The sequence below is a fragment of the Nonomuraea salmonea genome (genome assembly GCF_042428605.1).
GTDB lineage: Bacteria > Actinomycetota > Actinomycetes > Streptosporangiales > Streptosporangiaceae > Nonomuraea > Nonomuraea salmonea.
In genome coordinates, this window is record NZ_JBHMCF010000002.1 from 124483 (window position 1) to 142409 (window position 17927).

Annotated in this window: 15 protein-coding genes; 8 read left to right on the forward strand and 7 right to left on the reverse strand. The window is 74.2% G+C overall.

Annotated features, from left to right (window positions below; translation table 11 throughout):
• Window positions 1-20 precede the first annotated feature (20 nt).
• Genes ACFFR3_RS00580 through ACFFR3_RS00595 form a run of 4 tightly spaced genes read left to right on the forward strand, consistent with a single transcriptional unit; the run spans window position 21 to window position 4007 of the window.
• Entirely contained in the window at window positions 21-551 is a 531-nt protein-coding gene (locus tag ACFFR3_RS00580; protein ID WP_345388358.1) for a PadR family transcriptional regulator, read from the forward strand.
• Window positions 548-1285, forward strand: a complete 738-nt coding sequence (locus tag ACFFR3_RS00585) for an ABC transporter ATP-binding protein (RefSeq protein WP_345388360.1) — start codon at window positions 548-550, stop codon at window positions 1283-1285. Before ACFFR3_RS00580 ends, ACFFR3_RS00585 begins: the two co-directional genes overlap by 4 nt.
• 5 nt (window positions 1286-1290) lie before the next feature.
• Window positions 1291-3081 (forward strand): ABC transporter permease, encoded by a 1791-nt coding sequence (locus ACFFR3_RS00590; protein ID WP_379482417.1) that lies wholly within the window; start codon window positions 1291-1293, stop codon window positions 3079-3081.
• Window positions 3082-3107: 26 nt separating this feature from the next.
• The gene (locus ACFFR3_RS00595; protein ID WP_345388364.1) at window positions 3108-4007 is read left to right on the forward strand and encodes an ADP-ribosylglycohydrolase family protein; all 900 of its coding nucleotides are present in this window, start codon (window positions 3108-3110) and stop codon (window positions 4005-4007) included.
• 60 nt (window positions 4008-4067) lie between these two features.
• Here the strand turns inward: ACFFR3_RS00595 and ACFFR3_RS00600 are convergent, their stop codons facing one another.
• From ACFFR3_RS00600 to ACFFR3_RS00610, 3 genes are all read right to left on the reverse strand, one after another.
• The gene (locus ACFFR3_RS00600; protein ID WP_364370994.1) at window positions 4068-4472 is read right to left on the reverse strand and encodes a spore-associated protein A; all 405 of its coding nucleotides are present in this window, start codon (window positions 4470-4472) and stop codon (window positions 4068-4070) included.
• Window positions 4473-4626: 154 nt separating this feature from the next.
• Complete coding sequence (locus tag ACFFR3_RS00605; RefSeq protein WP_345388368.1) at window positions 4627-5736, reverse strand: C45 family autoproteolytic acyltransferase/hydrolase; 1110 nt, start codon at window positions 5734-5736, stop codon at window positions 4627-4629.
• Between the two features lie 238 nt (window positions 5737-5974).
• A complete protein-coding gene (locus ACFFR3_RS00610; protein WP_345388370.1) occupies window positions 5975-6622 on the reverse strand; it encodes an NAD(P)-dependent oxidoreductase in 648 nt (215 codons plus the stop codon).
• An 87-nt stretch (window positions 6623-6709) separates the two neighbouring features.
• Between ACFFR3_RS00610 and ACFFR3_RS00615 the strand changes: the two genes are divergently transcribed.
• The gene (locus ACFFR3_RS00615) at window positions 6710-7225 is read left to right on the forward strand and encodes a winged helix-turn-helix transcriptional regulator (protein WP_345388372.1); all 516 of its coding nucleotides are present in this window, start codon (window positions 6710-6712) and stop codon (window positions 7223-7225) included.
• Window positions 7226-7301: 76 nt separating this feature from the next.
• On the opposite strand, the gene ACFFR3_RS00620 is transcribed toward ACFFR3_RS00615, so the two are convergent.
• Both ACFFR3_RS00620 and ACFFR3_RS00625 read right to left on the reverse strand, forming a co-directional pair.
• A complete protein-coding gene (locus ACFFR3_RS00620) occupies window positions 7302-9893 on the reverse strand; it encodes an FtsX-like permease family protein (RefSeq protein WP_379482418.1) in 2592 nt (863 codons plus the stop codon).
• Window positions 9890-12868 carry an FtsX-like permease family protein gene (locus tag ACFFR3_RS00625; protein WP_379482419.1) on the reverse strand — a complete coding sequence of 993 codons (2979 nt, stop codon included), beginning with the start codon at window positions 12866-12868 and terminating at the stop codon, window positions 9890-9892. Before ACFFR3_RS00625 ends, ACFFR3_RS00620 begins: the two co-directional genes overlap by 4 nt.
• Before the next feature lie 194 nt (window positions 12869-13062).
• Here ACFFR3_RS00625 and ACFFR3_RS00630 point away from each other — a divergent pair, with 194 nt between their 5' ends.
• Window positions 13063-13326, forward strand: coding sequence for a hypothetical protein (locus ACFFR3_RS00630; protein ID WP_379482420.1), 264 nt, complete (start codon window positions 13063-13065; stop codon window positions 13324-13326).
• 65 nt (window positions 13327-13391) lie between these two features.
• Here the strand turns inward: ACFFR3_RS00630 and ACFFR3_RS00635 are convergent, their stop codons facing one another.
• A complete protein-coding gene (locus tag ACFFR3_RS00635) occupies window positions 13392-13667 on the reverse strand; it encodes a hypothetical protein (RefSeq protein WP_379482421.1) in 276 nt (91 codons plus the stop codon).
• Between the two features lie 191 nt (window positions 13668-13858).
• Window positions 13859-14428: a MarR family winged helix-turn-helix transcriptional regulator gene (locus ACFFR3_RS00640; protein ID WP_345388391.1), complete on the reverse strand. Its 570-nt coding sequence runs from the start codon at window positions 14426-14428 to the stop codon at window positions 13859-13861.
• 175 nt (window positions 14429-14603) lie between these two features.
• Between ACFFR3_RS00640 and ACFFR3_RS00645 the strand changes: the two genes are divergently transcribed.
• Together ACFFR3_RS00645 and ACFFR3_RS00650 are read left to right on the forward strand one after the other, a co-directional pair.
• Entirely contained in the window at window positions 14604-15338 is a 735-nt protein-coding gene (locus ACFFR3_RS00645; RefSeq protein WP_345388393.1) for an ABC transporter ATP-binding protein, read from the forward strand.
• A gap of 5 nt (window positions 15339-15343) precedes the next feature.
• Window positions 15344-17920, forward strand: coding sequence for an FtsX-like permease family protein (locus tag ACFFR3_RS00650; protein ID WP_345388395.1), 2577 nt, complete (start codon window positions 15344-15346; stop codon window positions 17918-17920).
• The last annotated feature ends 7 nt before the right edge of the window (window positions 17921-17927 follow it).

Genomic DNA, 17927 nt, shown 5'->3' on the forward strand with positions numbered 1-17927 from the left:
CAACCGTTAGGGGAGCGACCATGCAGGACGCGGTGCTCGCGATGCTCGCCAAGGAGCCGTCGCACGGCTACCAGTTGCACGCCAGGCTGCGCCGCAGCCTGGGCCCGCTCGGCGAGGCGATGAACCGGGGTCAGATCTACGTGACGCTGTCCCGCCTGGAGAAGGCGGGGCTCGTCGTCTGCGAGCGTGCCGACGGCCTGCCCGACCGGCCCGAGCGCAAGGTCTACGCGCTGACGCCGGCCGGGCAGCAGCGGGTGACCGCCTGGCTGAGCGAGGTGGGCTGGCCGAAGCCCGACCTCGCGGAGTTCCATCTCAAGCTGACCGCCGCCGCGGCGGCCCGGCTGGCCGACCCGGTGGAGCTGGTCGCCGCGCAGCGCCGCGAGCTGCTGCGCCGCCTGCGCGAGGCGCAGCAGGCGGCGCTCGCCGAGCCGCCCGGGTCGGGGGCCGGCCTGCTGCTCGAAGGGGTCGTGCTGCGGCTGCAGGCCGACCTGCGCTGGCTCGACGTCTGCGAACGCGCCTGGACACCCGGCGCCGGGACGGAGGACGCATGATCGCGGTGCAGACCCGCGGCCTGGTGAAGACGCACGGCCAAGGGCAGAGCCGGGTACGCGCGGTGGACGAGGTCGACCTGGAGGTGCCCGAGGGGCAGTCGCTGGCCGTGATGGGGCCGAGCGGCTGCGGGAAGTCCACACTCCTGCACCTGCTGGGCGGTCTCGAACGGCCGACCGAGGGCGAGGTGTGGGTGGACGGGCGGCGCATCGACACGCTGAGCGAGCGGGCCCTGGCCCGGCTGCGGCGGCGCTCCGTGGGCTTCGTGTTCCAGGCGTTCCACCTGGTGGAGGAGCTGTCGGCGGCCGAGAACGTCGAGCTGCCCGCGCTGCTCGCCGGCCGCTCGCCCCGGCAGGCCAGACGCCGCGCGGCCGGCCTTCTCGAACGGGTCGGCCTCGCAGAACGCGCCCGTCACCTGCCGTCGGAGCTGTCGGGCGGCCAGCGCCAGCGCGTCGCCGTCGCCCGCGCCCTGGTCAACGACCCGCGCGTCGTCCTCGCCGACGAGCCGACGGGCAACCTCGACAGCGCCGCCACCAACGACATCCTGCGCATCTTCGAGGACCTGCGCGGCTCGGGCCAGACGCTGGTGATCGTCACCCACGACGAGCGCGTGGCGGCCACGGCCGACCGGCTGATCACCATGCGCGACGGCATGTTCGTCGGCGACACCGTCATGACCGGCACCGGCGGCCGGTGGCTGGGCGGGCTGGGCGGCCTCATCGGGCTGGAGGGCTGACCGCCGTGAGCTCTCTCGTGCTCGTCGCGCGGCTGGTGCGGGCGGATCTGCGGCGGCATCGCGTTCAGGGGGTGCTGCTCCTGCTGGCGGTGGCGGTGGCCACGGCGACGCTGGCCGTGGGGGTGTCTCTGCCCGGTGTCAGCGACTCCCTCTACGCGCAGACGCGTGCCGCCACCGCTGGGCCCGACGTGGTGGTGCTTTCCGGGGAGTCCGGCCCTGCCGTGGCACCGGCTCTGGCCTCGTTGACGGAGGATCCGCGGGTCGTCGCGCATCGGGGGCCGTACCGGATCGTCTACGGCGAGCTCAGCGCGCGCGACGGGGTCAAGTCCCCCGTCGTGGTGCATGCCATCGACGAGCGGCCCGCCGCCGTCGAGCGGCCGGTGGTGACCTCGGGCGAGTGGGTGCGTCCCGGCGGCCTGGTTCTGGAACGGGGGTTCGCGACCGCGCTGGAAGCCGGGCCCGGTGATCGGGTGACGATCGCCGGGCGGACGTACCCCGTGGTCGGGGTCGCCGTCACGGCGGCCACCTCCATCTACCCGTGGGCGGCGCAGATCGGGCCCGGCGGCGGTCCCAGTGACTACAGCGGGCTGGCCTGGCTGACCACGTCCGACGCGCGGGCTCTGGCGGAGGCTCGCGACCTCAAGGTGACCACCGCCGTGGATCTCAAGCTGCGCGACCCCGCCACCGCCGACACCTTCCGCGACGCCCACCACGAGCTCGACGCCGTGAGGGTGAACTTTCACTCCTGGCGGTTCAAGGCGCAGCAGGACATGGTGATCCTCAGGAACAGCCAGCCGATCCTGGTGCTCGGCGGGTGGCTGCTCGACCTGCTGGCCGTCACCGGCGTGGCCGCGCTGGCCGCCGGGCGGACGGCCGAGCAGACGCGCAGGGCGGGGCTGCTCAAGGCCGTTGGCGCCACGCCCGGCGTGATCGCCACCGTCCTGCTCACCGAGTACCTGGTGCTGGCGGTGGCGGGGAACGTGCTCGGGCTCGTGGCCGCCCGGCTGGCCATGCCGGCCATCGCCAGCCCCACCGCGAGCAGGATCGGCGACGTCACGCTGACCGGCTCGGCCGTGGTCGCGACCGCGGTGCTGGCCGTCGTGGTGGCGGTGCTGTCGACGCTGCGTCCCACGCTGCACGCCCTGCGTACGGCCACCGTCACGGCACTGGGCGCCGGCGTGCGCCGCCCGCGGCACCGGCCCTGGCTGACCGCGCTGTCCACGCTGCTGCCCACGCCGCTCCTGCTCGGGCTGCGGCTGACCGCCCGCAGGCCGGGCCGCGCCGTGCTGCAGGCGTGCGCCACCGCCGTCACCGTGATCACGCTGATCGCCCTGCTGGCCCTGCAGGCGCAGCACGACCGCGGCTACGGCCTGAACGGCTCCTCCGCCCTGCCGAACCTGCGCGGCGAGCACGACCGTCAGGTGCTGCTCGCCGTCACCGTGCTGATCGTCGTCCTGGCGGTGGTGAACACGCTGATCCTCACCTGGACCACCGCCATGGACGCCCGCCTGAACCTGGCCATCGCCCAGGCCGTCGGCGCCACCCCCGGGCAGGTGGCCGCCGGGCTGTCCGTCGCCCAGCTCCTGCCCGCGGTGTCGGGCGCGCTCGCCGGCGTGCCGCTGGGCGCGTTCATGAACCTGCTGTTCAGCGCCAGGAACGCCGTGGCGCCGCCCGCGTGGGGGTTGTTCGCCGTGGCGGCGGCGGCCGTGGTGGTGACGGCGGCGCTGGTCGCCCTGCCCGCCCGGCTGGCGGCCCGGCGCCCGGTGGCCCCGACGCTCAGCGCCGAGGCGGCGTGATCGTAGCTGTCCCATAATGGGAGGCGATGTCAGGTCAGCTCCTCGCGCGAGCCGCCGCCTCCCTGCACGGACTGGCGCTCGGCGACGCCTTCGGCTCCCAGTTCTTCGTCCCCGCCAACCGTCCCGCGCTCTCCGCACGCCGCCTGCCGCCAGGTCCCTGGCAGTGGACGGACGACACCGAGATGGCGTGCTCGGTCTACCGGGTGCTGGCCGATCGCGGCGGCGTCGACCAGGACGAGCTGGCGTCGGGTTTCGCCACGCGCCACGACTTCGACCGGGGCTACGGCCCGGCGACGAACCGGATGCTCAGGCTGGTGCGCGAAGGCGGCGACTGGCGGGCGCTGGCGGCCGAGCTGTTCGACGGGCAGGGCTCATGGGGCAACGGCGCCGCGATGCGGGTGGCGCCGCTCGGCGCCTGGTTCGCCGGTGACGTGGCGGAGGCGGCCCGCCAGGCGGCCCTGTCGGCGCTGGTCACGCACACCCATCCCGAGGCGGTGGCGGGCGCCGTCGCCGTGGCGGTGGCGGTGGCTGTGACCGCGGCGGAGCCCGCTCTGCCCGCGGGGCTCTTCCTCGACCGGGTCGCGGAGCACGTGCCGCCCGGCATGGTGCGCGACGGCATCGCCGAGGCCAGGCGGCTGCTCACCATCGGCGATCCCGGGCTGGCCGCCCGCATGCTCGGCAACGGGCGGCAGGTCGCGGCGCACGACACGGTGCCGTTCACGCTGTGGGTGGCGGCCCGGCACCGCCACGACTACGAGAGCGCCCTGTGGACGACGGCGGTGGCGGGCGGCGACGTGGACACCACGTGCGCCATCGTCGGCGGCATCGTGGCCGCCGACGCGGCCACGCGCCTGCCGGAGGAGTGGCGGGCCCGCTGCGAGCCCCTGCCCGAGTGGGCCGGCGCCCCGCCACTCGCCGCCCCTTAGGCGACCCGAGTCACTTCAGGCCGAGCCACTTCAGGCCGGGGCACCTTCAGGCGGTGTGGATCACTTGCCGCAGTGGCCGAACTTCGAGGTCCACTGCTTCTTGCCGTAGTCGCCGCCCCACTGGACGCAGTAGCCCCTGGCGTCGATCTTGACGGGCCCGGCGTAGGTGGTGAATTTGCCGCCGTCCACCTTCCACGGCTGGCGCTCGCGGTGGATCAGTGCCTTGAGGTAGACCCGCTTGCTGCTGGGCTTGTTGCGCCACGTGACGACGCAGTTGGTCTTGCCGTTGTAGAGCAGGTAGACGGTGGCGCCGCCCAGGCTGTGCTTGTCGATCACGTGATAGCTGCTGCCGCACGCGGCGATGGGCGACGACGCCGCCTGCGCGGGGGCGCTCGTGAGGAGGGATCCGGCGAGGGCGGCCGCACTGGTGAGCGCGAGCACGCCGGCCCGGTTGAGTCTGCGCATAAGAGCCGTTCCTAACGTCGTCCAGCTGTCGCGCGGTGGCTGCTCGCCGCGCCGCACCGGGCACGAAGATCGCCACACACGTGGTGCGGTGCAACTTATGCACCTTTGCTACCAGTGTCAAACGTAGGTAAAGGACGGTCCCATACGCCACAGGTCACCCTCGGCGGGCGCTGAAGACCAGCTCGTCGGTGTACCGCCCGTCCCCCAGATAGAAGGAGCTCGACAGGGTCCGCTCGGTGGTGTCGAAGACCGTACGCCACAGCGTGCGGAACGGCCCGAACTCGGGCGCGCGCACCGCCTCCAGGCCGTCGCACATGTCGCGCTCCGACATCGTGACGCCCTTGCTGTGCTCGTACAGCGCGCGCAGCCGGCCGTACGTGCCGAGCGTCTCCTCGGTGTCGGCGGGCAGCGCCATCGGGTCGGGGTGGCGGTGCAACTGGTGGTTGGTGACGCACAGCGGCCCGTCGCCGACCTCCACGATGTGCTCGGTGCCGTTCGCGCCGCGCTCCCACACGAAGGCGCCGCCGTGCGCGTCGGAGACCAGGTAGTGCAGCGGCGCGCCGTGGTCGTACTGCTTGGCGCAGAGCAGCGCCTGCTTGGCCTGCTCCACGGTCGCGCAGGTGTCGATCAGGAACCGGGGCAGCTGCAGGCTGCTCAGGCCGACCTGCGGGGTGGTGTCCTGCGGCGGCTCGGTGTTCTCGATGTCGGCGATCAGCAGCGTCACCGCCAGCCCCGCCTCGTTGATGCCGTCCATGCAGCCGTCGAGGTCCGACATGGTGATCACGGTGGAGGCGAGGCCGTCGTCCGGGATCGTGGTGATCACGTACGGGCGGGCGGCCATCGGCAGCTCGTCCGGCCCCGGTGTACCGCCGTTGAACTCGCTCGCGGTCAGGGTGAAGAAGTCGTAGTTACGGGCCATCCTGCCGTGACCGTCCGCCGACGCCGACGGCGGCACCCACAGGGCCGAGCAGGCGGAGCCGGTCGGGACGTAGCCGAGCCCGTCCAGGGCCAGCTCGTCCTGGTCGGGGTCCAGGCCGAGCGCCTCGGCCGCGCCGTCCATCCTGGCGTGGTGCTGCGGCCAGTGCCGCTCGAACCAGGTCCGCCTGGCCCGGTTCACCGTGGGGTCCACCGGACGGGGCCGCCAGCCGAGCCGCAACGCCTCGTCGGTGAGCCGCCTGCCGATCCCGATCTGCCCGCCCCGTACGGTCATGTGACGCACGAGCTGGAAGTCCTGCCTGCCGCCCGCGACTTGAGTGATGTTCATGCCCCCGACCCTCCCGCCCCCCACTGACCGCCCCCTGACCCCCCACTGACCACCCACTGGCAGGGAACCCGCCGTTGCCTGGATGAGGCGACCAATCAGACCCGCGAGGGAGCCGCCGGCGCCTGGAGGAGCGGCGGGAGCGCAGCGACCAGAGCGGGGGCAGGCGACGGCATCAAGGGCGACCGAGCCGGCCGCACGCAGTGCGGCCAGTTAGACACAACGGCCAATTAGACCCGCGTTACGCGGCCAGGTTGACCTGGGTTCTGTGGTGGTCGGACTGTTCGATGAGGTCGACGAAGCCGAGGGCGTAGTCGGCGGCGGAGATCGCGCCGCCGTCCTCCGGCTGGACGGCGACGTCGTCGCCGAGCCGGTAGCGGCCGAGTCGTTCGGCGGGCATGTGGGCGCCGAATCTGAGTGCCGGGCTGACGAAGACCCAGTCCAGGGTCGGGGGCGTGGCCGGCAGGTCCTCGATGATGAGGGCGGCTCCGGCGCGGATCTCGTCGTGGAGCTCCGCGGGGATGTGGCTGAGATCGGTGACGAAACGGTCCGCCCCCGGCGCGGGGCGCAGCGACGAGAACCCGCCGACGACGTACAGGGCGGCGCCGGCGGTGTCGGCCAGGCGGGCGAGGGTGCGGTTGACGTCGCGGAAGGCGCCGGCCAGCGGCCCGCGCGGGGCGAGGGCGGCCACGACGACGTCGGCGCCCTTGACGGCCGCCGCCAGCGTCGCCTCGTCCGTCGCGTCGCCCTGAACGTAGTGGACGTCAGGAACCGGTGCGGCGGGGAGTGAGCGGCTGAGCGCGGTGACCTGGTGGCCGCGCGCGGCGGCCTCGGCGACGATGGCCGACCCGGCGTAGCCGGTGCCGCCGACGACGGTGATACGGGACATGAGATGCCTTTCTCCAGGGGGATGGCGCCGGAGGAGGCGCTGCGATTACCGTACGAGTGCAGCTCTCCAACGGGAAGAAGGCACTTTGTGGTAACCACCTCATCCGAGACGGTGCTGCACGGCAGCCCGTACCGCGCCGACTGCCCGACGCGCCACATCCTCGACCGCATCGGAGACCGCTGGACGGTGCTCATCGTGGGCGCACTCCAGGACGGCAGCGCCCGCTTCTCGGAGCTCCGCCGGCGCATCGAGGGCATCTCGCAGAAGATGCTCACCCAGACGCTGCGCGGGCTCGAACGGGACGGGCTCGTGCGGCGGACCGTGTACGCGGAGGTGCCGGTCCGCGTCGAGTACGCGCTCACCGAGGCGGGCCGCACCCTGGGCGAGCCGCTGCGCGCGCTCCAGGAATGGGCGGTCACGCACCTCGGCGACGTGTCGGCGTCCCAGCAGGCCTACGACCGCGCCCAGGAGGCCCCAGCTCAGGCCGGCGCAGCTCACGCCCAGCAGGCCCCAACCGGCGCAGCTCACGCCCAGCGGGCTCGAGCCGGCGGAGCGCATGACGTTCCGCAGGAGGTTCGCGACCGCGACCGCCGCACCCCTTGATGCCCGGTCAGACCGCGACCGCACGCCGGCGAGCCACGTCGGTCCGCGCCCGTGGCCGCGTCCCCCTCGAGTCCGGTCAGTCGGTGCCGACGCGGAGTGCGGCGTCGAGTTCGCGGCGGCGGGTCATGGCGGTGTGGGCGTACGCCCCCGCCACCGCGCACAGCGCCAGCCCCGCCGCCAGCGCCACGGGTGTGAGCAGGCCAGGGGTGTGGTCGGCGACGGGCAGGCCGCCGGCGAACACCGACACGTCAACACCGGGGCCGAGCGCGGCGGGCAGCCCCATGCCCAGGGCCACGCCCACGGGCGCGGTGATGACGACGACGGGCAGCAGCTCCAGCAGGGTCAGCCGTCTGGCCTGCCGGTCGGACAGCCCGAGCGTGCGCAGCAGCGACACCGTCCGCGCCCGCCCCTCGGCCCCGGCGACGAGCGACAGCACGATCGCGGCCAGCGCGTACGCCCCCAGCGCCACCGTCACCACGGCCATCGTCGTCCGGACGGTCCCGGTCAGCGGATCGGCCTGGATGGCCCGCAGCGCCGCCTCCTGCGTCTCGATGGTGGCCGACGGGACGAGCCGGGCCAGTTCGGCGGGGCTGATGTCGCCCTTGATGAGCAGGGTGTCGGCCGCGTGCCAGGGCAGCACCTCCCACGGCACGAGGAGGAACTGCCCGCTGGAGTAGAACCCGGGCACGGCGTCGATGACGCCCTCGGCGTTCAGGCGTACGGGTGACAGCCAGGTGAGGTCGAAGGTGCCGCGCGGGCCGAGCGCGGGCGAGACCAGCGCGGACGTGCCGCCTGACGTGCCGCCTGACAGGGCGGGCAGGCTGATCGGGGCGCCCTCGTTCACCCGCCGCCACTGGGCGAGGTCCACGGCGACGACGTACGGCTGTTCGCCGGTGCCCGTGATCTGCGCGCGGCCGGTCATGGCGGGGGCCACCCGCTCGACGCCGGGCGCGGTGCGTACCCGCTGGATCGTCTCGGGCGTGAGGCCGGCCGCGGTGAGCTTGATGGGCGCGCCCACCTTCTGCCAGGACGCGACCTGCTGGGTGGCGGTGATCCCGTCGTGGATCACCGCGGCGAACACCGACAGGCTCAGCGCGGGCAGCAGGATCAGCACCGGCAGCGCTCCCGTGGCGCGCTGCCTGGCCGCCCTGGCCAGCCCCAGGAACGGCACGGCGGCCCGCCCGCGCGCGGCCAGCCGGACGAGCAGCCGCAGCGGGTAGGGGTGGCAGCGCAGGGTGATCAGCGCGGCGGCGAGCGTCAGCGCGACGGGGATCACCAGCAGGTACGGATCCTGCTGCGCGGTCCCCGACACCCCTCTGGCCCGCAGCAGGTACGCCCCCGCCAGCGCGAGCACGACGACCAGCGCCTCCACCGTGACGCGCCGCGCGGACGGCCGGACCGCGGCCAGGTCGCCGCGCCGCTCGCGCAGCGGGGTGCGGTGGGCGAGCGCCACGCGCGTCCCGGCGAAGGCCACGGTGACGACGACCACGGCCAAGGGCCCGATGTGCACGATCGGCGGCGCGGGACCCGGCAGCAGGTACGCCAGTGCGTACCCGGCGAGCGCGGCGGGCCCCGTCGTGAGCGCGGTCAGCGCGGTCCCCGGCGCCACCACCTGCCCCAGCGCGGCGCCGCGCGCCCGTGCCAGGGCGAGCGTGCGTTCCATGCGGTCGGTCAGCAGCCGCGCGGCGAGCGCGATGACGCCGAGCGCGACCGCGAACAGCCCGCCGAGCACGAGGTACAGGACGGTCTGGGCGGCGGCGAGCGCGGTCAGGAAGGCGGTGACGAGCTGGGGCAGCCCGGTGGCCAGGCGGTAGCTGATGAGGCCGGTGCCCTGGACGTCCACCTGCCGGCGGAACTCGGCGACCGCGGCGGGGACGCCGGGCGCGGACAGGGCGTTCGCGGCGCGCGGGTCGAGCGGGAACACCCAGCGGTAGGTGAGGTTGCGGGTGGGGTCGGCCAGCGCGGCCAGCCCGGCGTCCGCCATGAGCGTGGTGGTGTGCAGTTCTTCCGGCCCGTCGGCGGGCACGGCGTGGGTGACGTGCAGGACGTCGGCGTCGTGGCCCCAGGCGCGGTCGGCCGGGTCCTTGGCGCGGAAGACGCCGACGATGCGCACGGCCGTGTGCACGCTCTCGCCGAGCAGCCTGGTCTCGCCGACGCGCAGCCCCATCCGGGACTCGGCCTCCTCGACGACGCCCACCTCGATGACGGGGATCGTGCCTCCGGCGTACCGCATGGTGGTGGGCGCGCCCGGGGCACGGCCGCGCACCCAGTCCACGCGCCGGCCGGCGTCGGAGAGCCAGCCGAGGTTGACGAACTCGCGGATCGGGCCCTTCCCATCGGCGGGCGTGCGGAAGGTCTTGGCGCTGATGTGGCCGCCCGGCCCGGTCAGGGGGCGCAGCGCGGCCGGCACGAGTGCGCGCCAGCGCCGCGCCGCGTACGCGAACTCGGCGCGCGAGTGCAGCTCGCCGGGTTGCTGCGCCGGGGCGCCGGTGACGGTCAGATCGGCGGCCGTCACGTCGGCCCCGGCCAGCGACCTGCGCAGCGCCTCGTCGTACGACGCCTGCATGGTCCGCGGCAGCCCGGAGACCAGCAGGCAGGCGACCGCCGTCAGCACGGCGAGCAGCGCGACGGTGCCCGCGTGCGTGCGGACGCCCAGGGGGATCCTCACCGTTCCTCCAAGCTCTGTCCCCGCCACATGCGCCTGGCCAGCCCCGCGACGATCACCGCGAGCACCGCCGTCACCACCGCCAGCAGCACCGCCACGGACGCCCAAGGAAACCGGAACAGCACGTCGGGCACCACCGCCGCCGCCTGCCCGCTCAGCACGATCCGCGGCACCACCAGGCCGCCGACGGCGACGGCGAGCGCGGTGCCGGACGCGAGCGACAACCCGATGACGAACGCCTGCTCGGTGGCGAGCAGCCCGGCCATCTGCCGGAGCCCGGTGCCGAGCGCCCGCAGCACGGCGAACTCGGCCCGCCGCTCCCGCGCGGCGGCCACCGCGTTCACCAGGAAGCCGAGCACCGCGAAGCCGAGCGCCGCCGCGAACCCCAGCGTCAGCCCGCCGCGCAGCGCGCCGGCCAGCGGGTCGTCGCGCAGCTTCGCCGCCAGCTCGTGCCGGTCCACCGCGGTGACGTCCCATTGCGGGTTGCGGCGCAGCACCTGCCTGGCGGGCGCCGAGTCGGGGGTGGCGAGCCACCATTCGGTGGCGGGCCTGGACGGCTGCGCGGCGGCCAGCTCGTACGCGTGCAGCGACTCCCAGTCGGCCAGCACGGCCTCCTGCCCGGCGTCGCTGGTGGGCAGGCTCGTCACGATGCCCACGACCTCGATCCGCACGACCAGTCCGGAGAAGCGCACCTCCCCGGACCGCCCCGTGGCCAGCTTGAGCGCGGCGGCGAGGCCGGACGTGAGCACCACGGGCAGCGGCCTGCGCGCGGTGCCGAGCGCCCCGCTCACCGGGACGTCACCGCCGTCCGCGCTCAGCCCGGTCAGCCGCGGGTCCCCCGCCCCCGCGAGGCCGCGCACGGACAGCGGATAGGTGATCGTGCCGGAGCGGCCCGCGAGCGACGCCAGGTCGAGTTCGACCGTGTTGGCGCCTTCTCGCAGCTCGCCGAGCGGCAGGTCGTGCCAGACGCCGAGCGCGTCGGACAGCACCAGCCTGCCGGGACCGGCGGCGCGCGCGTCGGCCCGCACGGTGAGGGCGCGCGGCTTGCCGGGCAGCTCCAGCCGGCCGCCCCGATCACCCGTGAGCGCGGCGGCGAGCTGCGGGACGGTCCTCGCCGACAGGTCGGGACGCAGGTGGAGCAGCTCGGGCAGCCGGCCCGCGTCCAGCGCGAGCAGCAGCGCGCTCTCGCCGCCCACCTCGGTCTGCGCGCGGAAGGCCGGCGAGGCGGCGGTGACACCGGGCAGCGCCGCGAACGCCGTCCCCCGCCCGAGCACCCCCAGCTCAGGGCCCTCGGAGGGCCCGCGCAGCCGCAGGTCGGCGCCCGCCTGATGGTCAGCCTGGTCGCGGTGCGAGGTCTGCCAGGTGGCGGTGGTGGCCAGGGAGATGGCGCCGATCGCGATGGCCAGGGTCAGCAGCAGCGCGGGGCCCGCGTACCTGAGCGGCCGCCTGCTCACCTGCCAGGCGCCCAGCGCGGGCGCGAGGCCGGCGCGGCGCGCGGTGACCCGCTCGGCCAGCCGCGACACGCGCGGCACGAGCCGCAGCCCCAGCAGGCCGCCCGCGAGCAGGGCCAGGGCGGGGCCCGTGATGATCAGCGGGTCGATGCCGAGCCCGCCCGCCGCCGTCGCGGTGACCGGGCCGCCGTAGCGCTGCAGCTGCCAGATCGCCAGCCCGGCCGCCGCCAGCAGCGCCAGGTCGCCGCCCGCGCCGTGGATCAGCGCGCGCCGCAGGCCACGGCCGCGCGCCGACTGCTCCTGCACGTACGTGCGCCGCCCGCCCGCCACGGCCGGCAGCGCCAGCAGCACGGCCGCGGCCAGCGCCACCCCGAACGAGACGAGGTACGCCCCCGCGTCCGGCTCAGGCCGCACCGAAGTCCCGGACAGCAGGCCGATCAGCGCGATGAGCGGCGGCCCGAGCAGCGGCGCGACCACCGCGCACGGCAGCGCGATCAGCAGGGCCTCGCCGCCCGCCAGCGCCACCAGCCGGCCCGTGCCCGCGCCGCGCGAGCGCAGCAGCGCCGTCTCCATGCGGCGGTGGTCGGTCAGCAGCCGCGCGGTCAGCACCAGCGCGTAGCCGGCCAGCAGGATGAGCTGCAGCATCGAGATCAGCAGCACCGAGCGGGTCACCAGGGACGCGCTGTCGAGCTGGGTGAGCAGCGCGGGCAGCTCGGTGGCGGTCAGGCAGGTGACGCAGCCCGCCGCCGGCAGCCCGCGGCTCAGCCCGCCGACGGCCGCCGCCAGCGGGCGCAGCCGCTCGGCGGTCAGCGTGCCGAAGCCGGGCTCGGCCGCCCAGACGGCCCTGACGCGGGTGGCGAAGCCGGCGACGAAGGTCTCGGGGGTCACGGTGAGGGGCCCGTACGTGGTGTACTCGCCGCGCTCCACGCCCCGGCTCAGCAGCTCCTCGCCGGCCCAGCGCTCGCCCAGCGGGTCGTCGAGCCGGAAGACGCCGACGACGCGGACTTCGACCGGGTGGCCGTCGCCGCGCGCCCTGGTGACGAACTCCTCACCGGCCTCGAACCCGGTGGCCGTGGCCGCCGGCTCCGAGATCGCCGCCTCCACCGTGTCCTCCCCGGCCTGGGGCCACCTGCCGGCGACCAGGGTGGCGTGCCGGTCGAGCCCGTCGTGGCTGCCGAAGCGCAGCAGGCCGGGCAGCTCCTCGTCGTCCTCGCCCGGCATGACGTACGAGTCGGAGCGCAGGCTGGTGGTGACGTCGGGCGGCGCTCCGAAGGTCTCGGTCAGCCGGTCGCGGACCAGGCGGTCGTACTGGGGGAAGGTCGTGGCGTCGACCTGGGCGGTGACGGTGACGCTCGTCTGGCGGTAGGGGGCGTCCCGCACCGCCTCGCGCACGCCCGCGCCGGAGACGGCGGCGGCGTACATGGTCATCGCCACCAGCGTGGTCGTCGCCAGGAGGATCGCCCCGAACGCGCCGAGCAGGAGCAACGGCTCGTCCAGGGCCCGCTTCACGACCAGCGGCGCCCGCATTCCCGCCTCTCCTTCCCCCGATCCTTCTCGACCTTCGGACGCGGGCGCGACCGGCGGCAAGAGCGATCGGCCAGCCGATACGGGAAGGTGATCAGGCGAAGTGCTGTCCGAAATCCAGCGTTGACAGATCTCCGTGAAGATCCGTAGCGTGTCCTGAAAAGCCGAATAATCGGTTTCCCGCGGAAAGGAAAAGCGTGCGACGTAGACTGGCGCGAGCAACCTCGACGCTTATGGCGGCGGCATTCCTGGCAGCCGGAACAACCTTCCTCTCAGCCGCTCCAGCGGCGGCTGGAACGACGTGGCAGGCGCAGGCCGCGGCCGGCTGGTCACCGTACAAGAATTACGCGACCCACGCCGCGTGCGCCCGCGAGGGCGGCGAACTCCTGAACGCCGGAATCATCAAGGACTGGGACTGCTCATGGGACAGCCCTTATTGGCTGCTGAGCGTCTACCGCTGAGAGAATGAAACCCGGTCAGGGCGGCGGAGCACCTTTCGCCGCCCTGACCGGGACCTTTTCCGCACCTATTCGATGCGTACGCGCAGAATGAAGTAAGGGCTGTCCCAATCGCACTTGTAGGCGATGACGACGCCGCCGCCGAGCATTTCCCTGCCCTGCTGCCGGCAGGCCTCGTAGTCGAGGTAGTTCTTGTAGTCCACCCATACGGCCGGCGGGGCCGCGACATTCGATGCACGGGTGGTTTCCGCTTGTGCGGAGGTGGTTGCGAGGAAGGTGCCTCCCGCCGTCAGGAATCCTGTCGCGAGGAGGATCGAAGCGACTTTCGCCAGTCTGCGTCGCACATTTTTCCTTTCCGCAAGGCGTTCAAGAGCGCCCTAAATTTCGGCCTTTACCCGACACGTTACGGATCTTGCCCGAAGGGTGTCAATACCGAAATGTCGCCATAACGGGCGACCGCAAGTGACCCCTGACCACTCCTCGCACGGGGCGCAGGTCAGCGGGGGGCCGCAGCGCTGAGCGGGGGCCGCGGCGTTCAGCGGGGGGCAGTGGCGCCCGGGGAAGAACTGGCGTCCGGCGAAGGAGCGGCGCCCGGCGAAGGAGCGGCACTCGGCGAAGAACTGGCGTCCGGCGAAGAAGTGGCGGCGCGTTCCGCCACGCCGCGCAGCAATTCGACGAGCAGCCCGCGTTCGGCCTTCGGCAGCGGCCCGAAGAGGTGGCCGCCGATCCGGTCGGTGGCCTGCCGCGCCGCCGCGAGCGTCTGCTCGCCCTGGGGCGTCAGCACGATGCAGTAGGCCCGCCGGTCCTGCGGCGCCCGCTCGCGGGCGACCAGCCCGCGAGCCTCCAGCTCGTCGATGAGCCGGACCATCGCGGACTTGTCGATGCGCAGGCGGTCGATGAGATCACGCTGGCTGACCGGGCCGTACATCGGGAGCGCGAGCAGCACGGCGAACGTGCGGACATTGAGGCCCAGCGGGCGCAGCGCCTGGTTGAGCCGCTCCCGGCTCTGGTTGTGCACCTCGGCCAGCAACATCCCGAGCCCCACATGGTCGGCGGCGGGGCCGCCCTCTCCGGCCAGGAAGCGCTCGAGCAGATCTTGGAGCATGCGCCCACTGTAGTCCCATCCGATATAGTCTCACAGTGAGATTATCTCGCAGGAGTTCAAATATTCGCCGACCAGGAGAGATCGTCATGCCCGAGCCGACCCGCAGCCGCACACGCCAGGCCACGGCCCGGCAGGACGCGCCGCGCCCGCTCCCCCGCCACGCGGGAGGAGCGCGATGACCGGGGCGGGCCAGGTGATGGTCGCCTCGCAGGTGGCCAAGACCTACGGATCAGGCGACGGCGCGGTCAACGCGCTGCGCGGGGTCTCGGCCGCGTTCGTCCGCGGCGAGTTCACCGCGATCATGGGCCCGTCGGGGTCGGGCAAGTCGACGTTCATGCACTGCCTGGCCGGTCTGGACGTGGTGACGTCCGGCACGATCAGGGTCGGCGAGACCGACCTCACCCAGCTGTCCCGCACCCGGCTCACCGAGCTGCGCCGCGACCGCATGGGCTTCGTCTTCCAGTCGTTCAACCTGCTGCCGATGCTGACCGCCGAGGAGAACATCAGGCTCACCGGCCGGCTGGCGGGCCGCGACGTGGAGCCCGGCTGGTTCGACACGATCGTGGACGCGCTCGGCCTGCGCGGCCGGCTGAGCCACCGGCCCTCCGAGATGTCCGGCGGCCAGCAGCAGCGGGTCGCCGTCGCGCGGGCGCTGCTGACCAGGCCGGAGGTACTGTTCGCGGACGAGCCCACCGGGAACCTGGACTCGAACTCCAGCGCCGAGGTGCTGAGCTTTCTGCGCGCCGCCGTGGACGACTACCAGCAGACGGTGGTCATGGTCACGCACGACCCGGCCGCCGCCGCGTACGCCGACCGGGTGCTGTTCCTGGCCGACGGGATGATCGTGGACGAACTGGCCGGGCCCACCATCGACGCCGTGCACGCCCGCATGCGCAAGATCGAGGGCTGAGCGTCATGGGCAACCCGTTGTGGCTGATCGCGCGCCGCACGTTCGCCGAGGGCTGGGTGCGGCTCACCGCCACGCTGCTGGCGGCACTGGGCTCGATCGCGCTCATCGCGGGCTCGACGCAGTTCGCGCTGCGCGCGCAGGAGGCGGTGGCCGGCAGCGACGCCAGCGAGTACGCCAACGCCGACGTGCTCGTGCAGGGCGGCACGGTCGATCCCGCCGACCCGTTCGCGCCGCCGGACGGCCGGATCCAGCTCGACCGGCTCGCCTCCCGGCCCGGGGTGGCCGCGGCGGCCGGTGACGCCACGGTCGCGGTGACGGCCACCCGCGCCGACGGGCAGGCGATCATGGCGGCGGCCGAGGGCCGTACGCTGCTGCGTCCCTGGGTGGCCGATGCGCGGCTGAGCCCGTACCGGCTGGAGGCGGGCCGCGCGCCGGCCGCCGACGGCGAGGTGGTGGTCATCCGGCACCTGGCCCGCGCCGGCGAGCTGGGCGTCGGCGACCCGCTGACGCTGACGCTGCCGCGCGAGACCCGCCAGGTGCGGATCTCCGGCATCGTCAGCGTCCAGGACCGCGGCGCGGTGGCGGCGGGCGACCTCGTGCTGGCGCCGCCCGAGACCGTGCGGCAGGCCGCGATGCTGCCGCCGGGCAGCTGGCAGGGCGTCTGGCTGAAGGCCGCTCCCGGCGTGTCCGCCGACCGGCTGCGCGACGAGGTCTCCCGCGAGCTGGGCGACACGGCCACCGTACGCACCGCCGCGTCCGTACGGGCCGCGCAGACCGCGGCGGCGGCGGGCGAGGGCGCCTCGATCGCCGGCGTCGTCGGCATGCTCGCCTCCGTGGCGATCTTCGTCGGCCTGTTCGTGGTGGCCAACACCTTCGGCACCCTCGTCAGGCAGCGCACCAGGCGGCTCGCGCTGCTCGGCGCGATCGGCGCCACGCCCCGCCAGATCGGCCGGCTCATCCGGCTGGAGGCGCTGGTGCTGGGCACGGTCGCGGCGGTGGGCGGCGTGGCCGCCGGCTTCCCGCTGGCCGAGCTGATCATCTGGCTGTTCGCCAAAGACGGCTTCGACGTCTCCGCGTCCGACCCGCAGTTCGGCGTCGCCGCGCTGCTCGTGCCCGCCGCCGCCGGGATCCTCGTCACCCAGGCCGCCGCCTGGCGGGCGGCCCGCCGCGCCGGGGCGGTCTCGCCCATCGAGGCGCTGCGCAGCACCGTCGCCGAGCCGGTCGAACGCCGCTGGCCCCGGCTGCTGCTCGCGGGCGGGCTCTTCGCCGGCGCCCTCCTGTTCTGCGGAGTCGCCGTGGCGGTCCGGATCAGCGACACGCCTGGCTCGGACCGCACGTTCGCGATCACGCTGATGGTGCTCTTCGCGTCGATGCTGGGCGTGACAGGGCTGGCCGTGCTCACCCCGTTCTTCGTCGGGCCGCTCGGGGGTCTGGTGGGGCGGGTCGGGACCATGGTCAGCGGGGAGACCGGGCGGCTCGCGCGGGCCACGATCACGCGCAGCCCGCGCCGGGTCTCCTCGGCGGCCTCGTCGCTGATGCTCGGCGTCGCGCTGGTCGCCTCGCTGGTGCTGGTGACGATGTCGGTGCAGGACCGGTTCATCGAGGCGGGGCGGCAGGTGATGGTCGCCGAACACGCGATCGCCTCGACCGCGCGGACCGCGGAGGGCGCGCCCGCGCCGCTGGCCCGCGACGTCGCGGCCAAGGTCGCGAACGCGCCCGGCGTGTCGGCGAGCGCGCTGCTGACCCAGAGCGAGGTCACGCTGGTGTCGCCCGGCGGCGCCGAGCCGTACCGCTTCCTGGTCAGCGGTGCCGAGCAGAGCGGCCTGCGCGAGGTCCTGCGGCTGGGCGGCAGGCCGCCCGTCCTGCGCGACGGGGAGATCGCGCTGGCCTCGACCGTGATGAAGGAGCGGGGGCTGCGGCGCGGCCAGGACATCGTGGTACGCGGCCTCCAGGGCCGGGTCACGCTCAAGATCGCCGGCTCCTACCACGACCCGTCCCACCTGTTCGCCGACCAGGCACTCGTGGCCCCGGCGACGATGGACCGGCTCGACACCAACGCGGCCACGCTGGCGGTGCTCGTCCGCGGCGGCTCCGCGCAGGCGCTGGAGAGCGCCCTGTCCGGGGTGCCGGGGGTGCGGGTGCTCGACAGGGACGCCTACGTGGACGCCGCATCGCAGTCGCAGACCAGGGCGCTGCGCTCGACGTACAGCTTCGTCGGCATGGCGCTGCTGCTGGCCCTGTTCGGCATGGCGACCACGGTCTCGATGAGCGTGGTCGAGCGCACCCGCGAGTTCGGGCTGCTGCGTGCCGTCGGCGCGACCGTGCGGCAGGTACGCGGGATCGTCCGCTGGGAGGCGGCCACCGTGGTCGTACTGGGCACGCTGCTCGGCCTGGTGATCGGCATCGGGACCCTGGGGCTCCTGTACGTCACCAGCGGCAGCTCGTTCCTGCGCCCGGCGCCGCCGTGGTGGCTGTTCCTGGCGCTCGTGGCGGGCGCGGCGGTGGCGACGCTGCTCACCTCGGCGCTGCCCGCGCGCCGGGCGGCGAGCGTGCCGGTGCTGGAGGCCGCCAAAGCCGAGTGAACGGCGG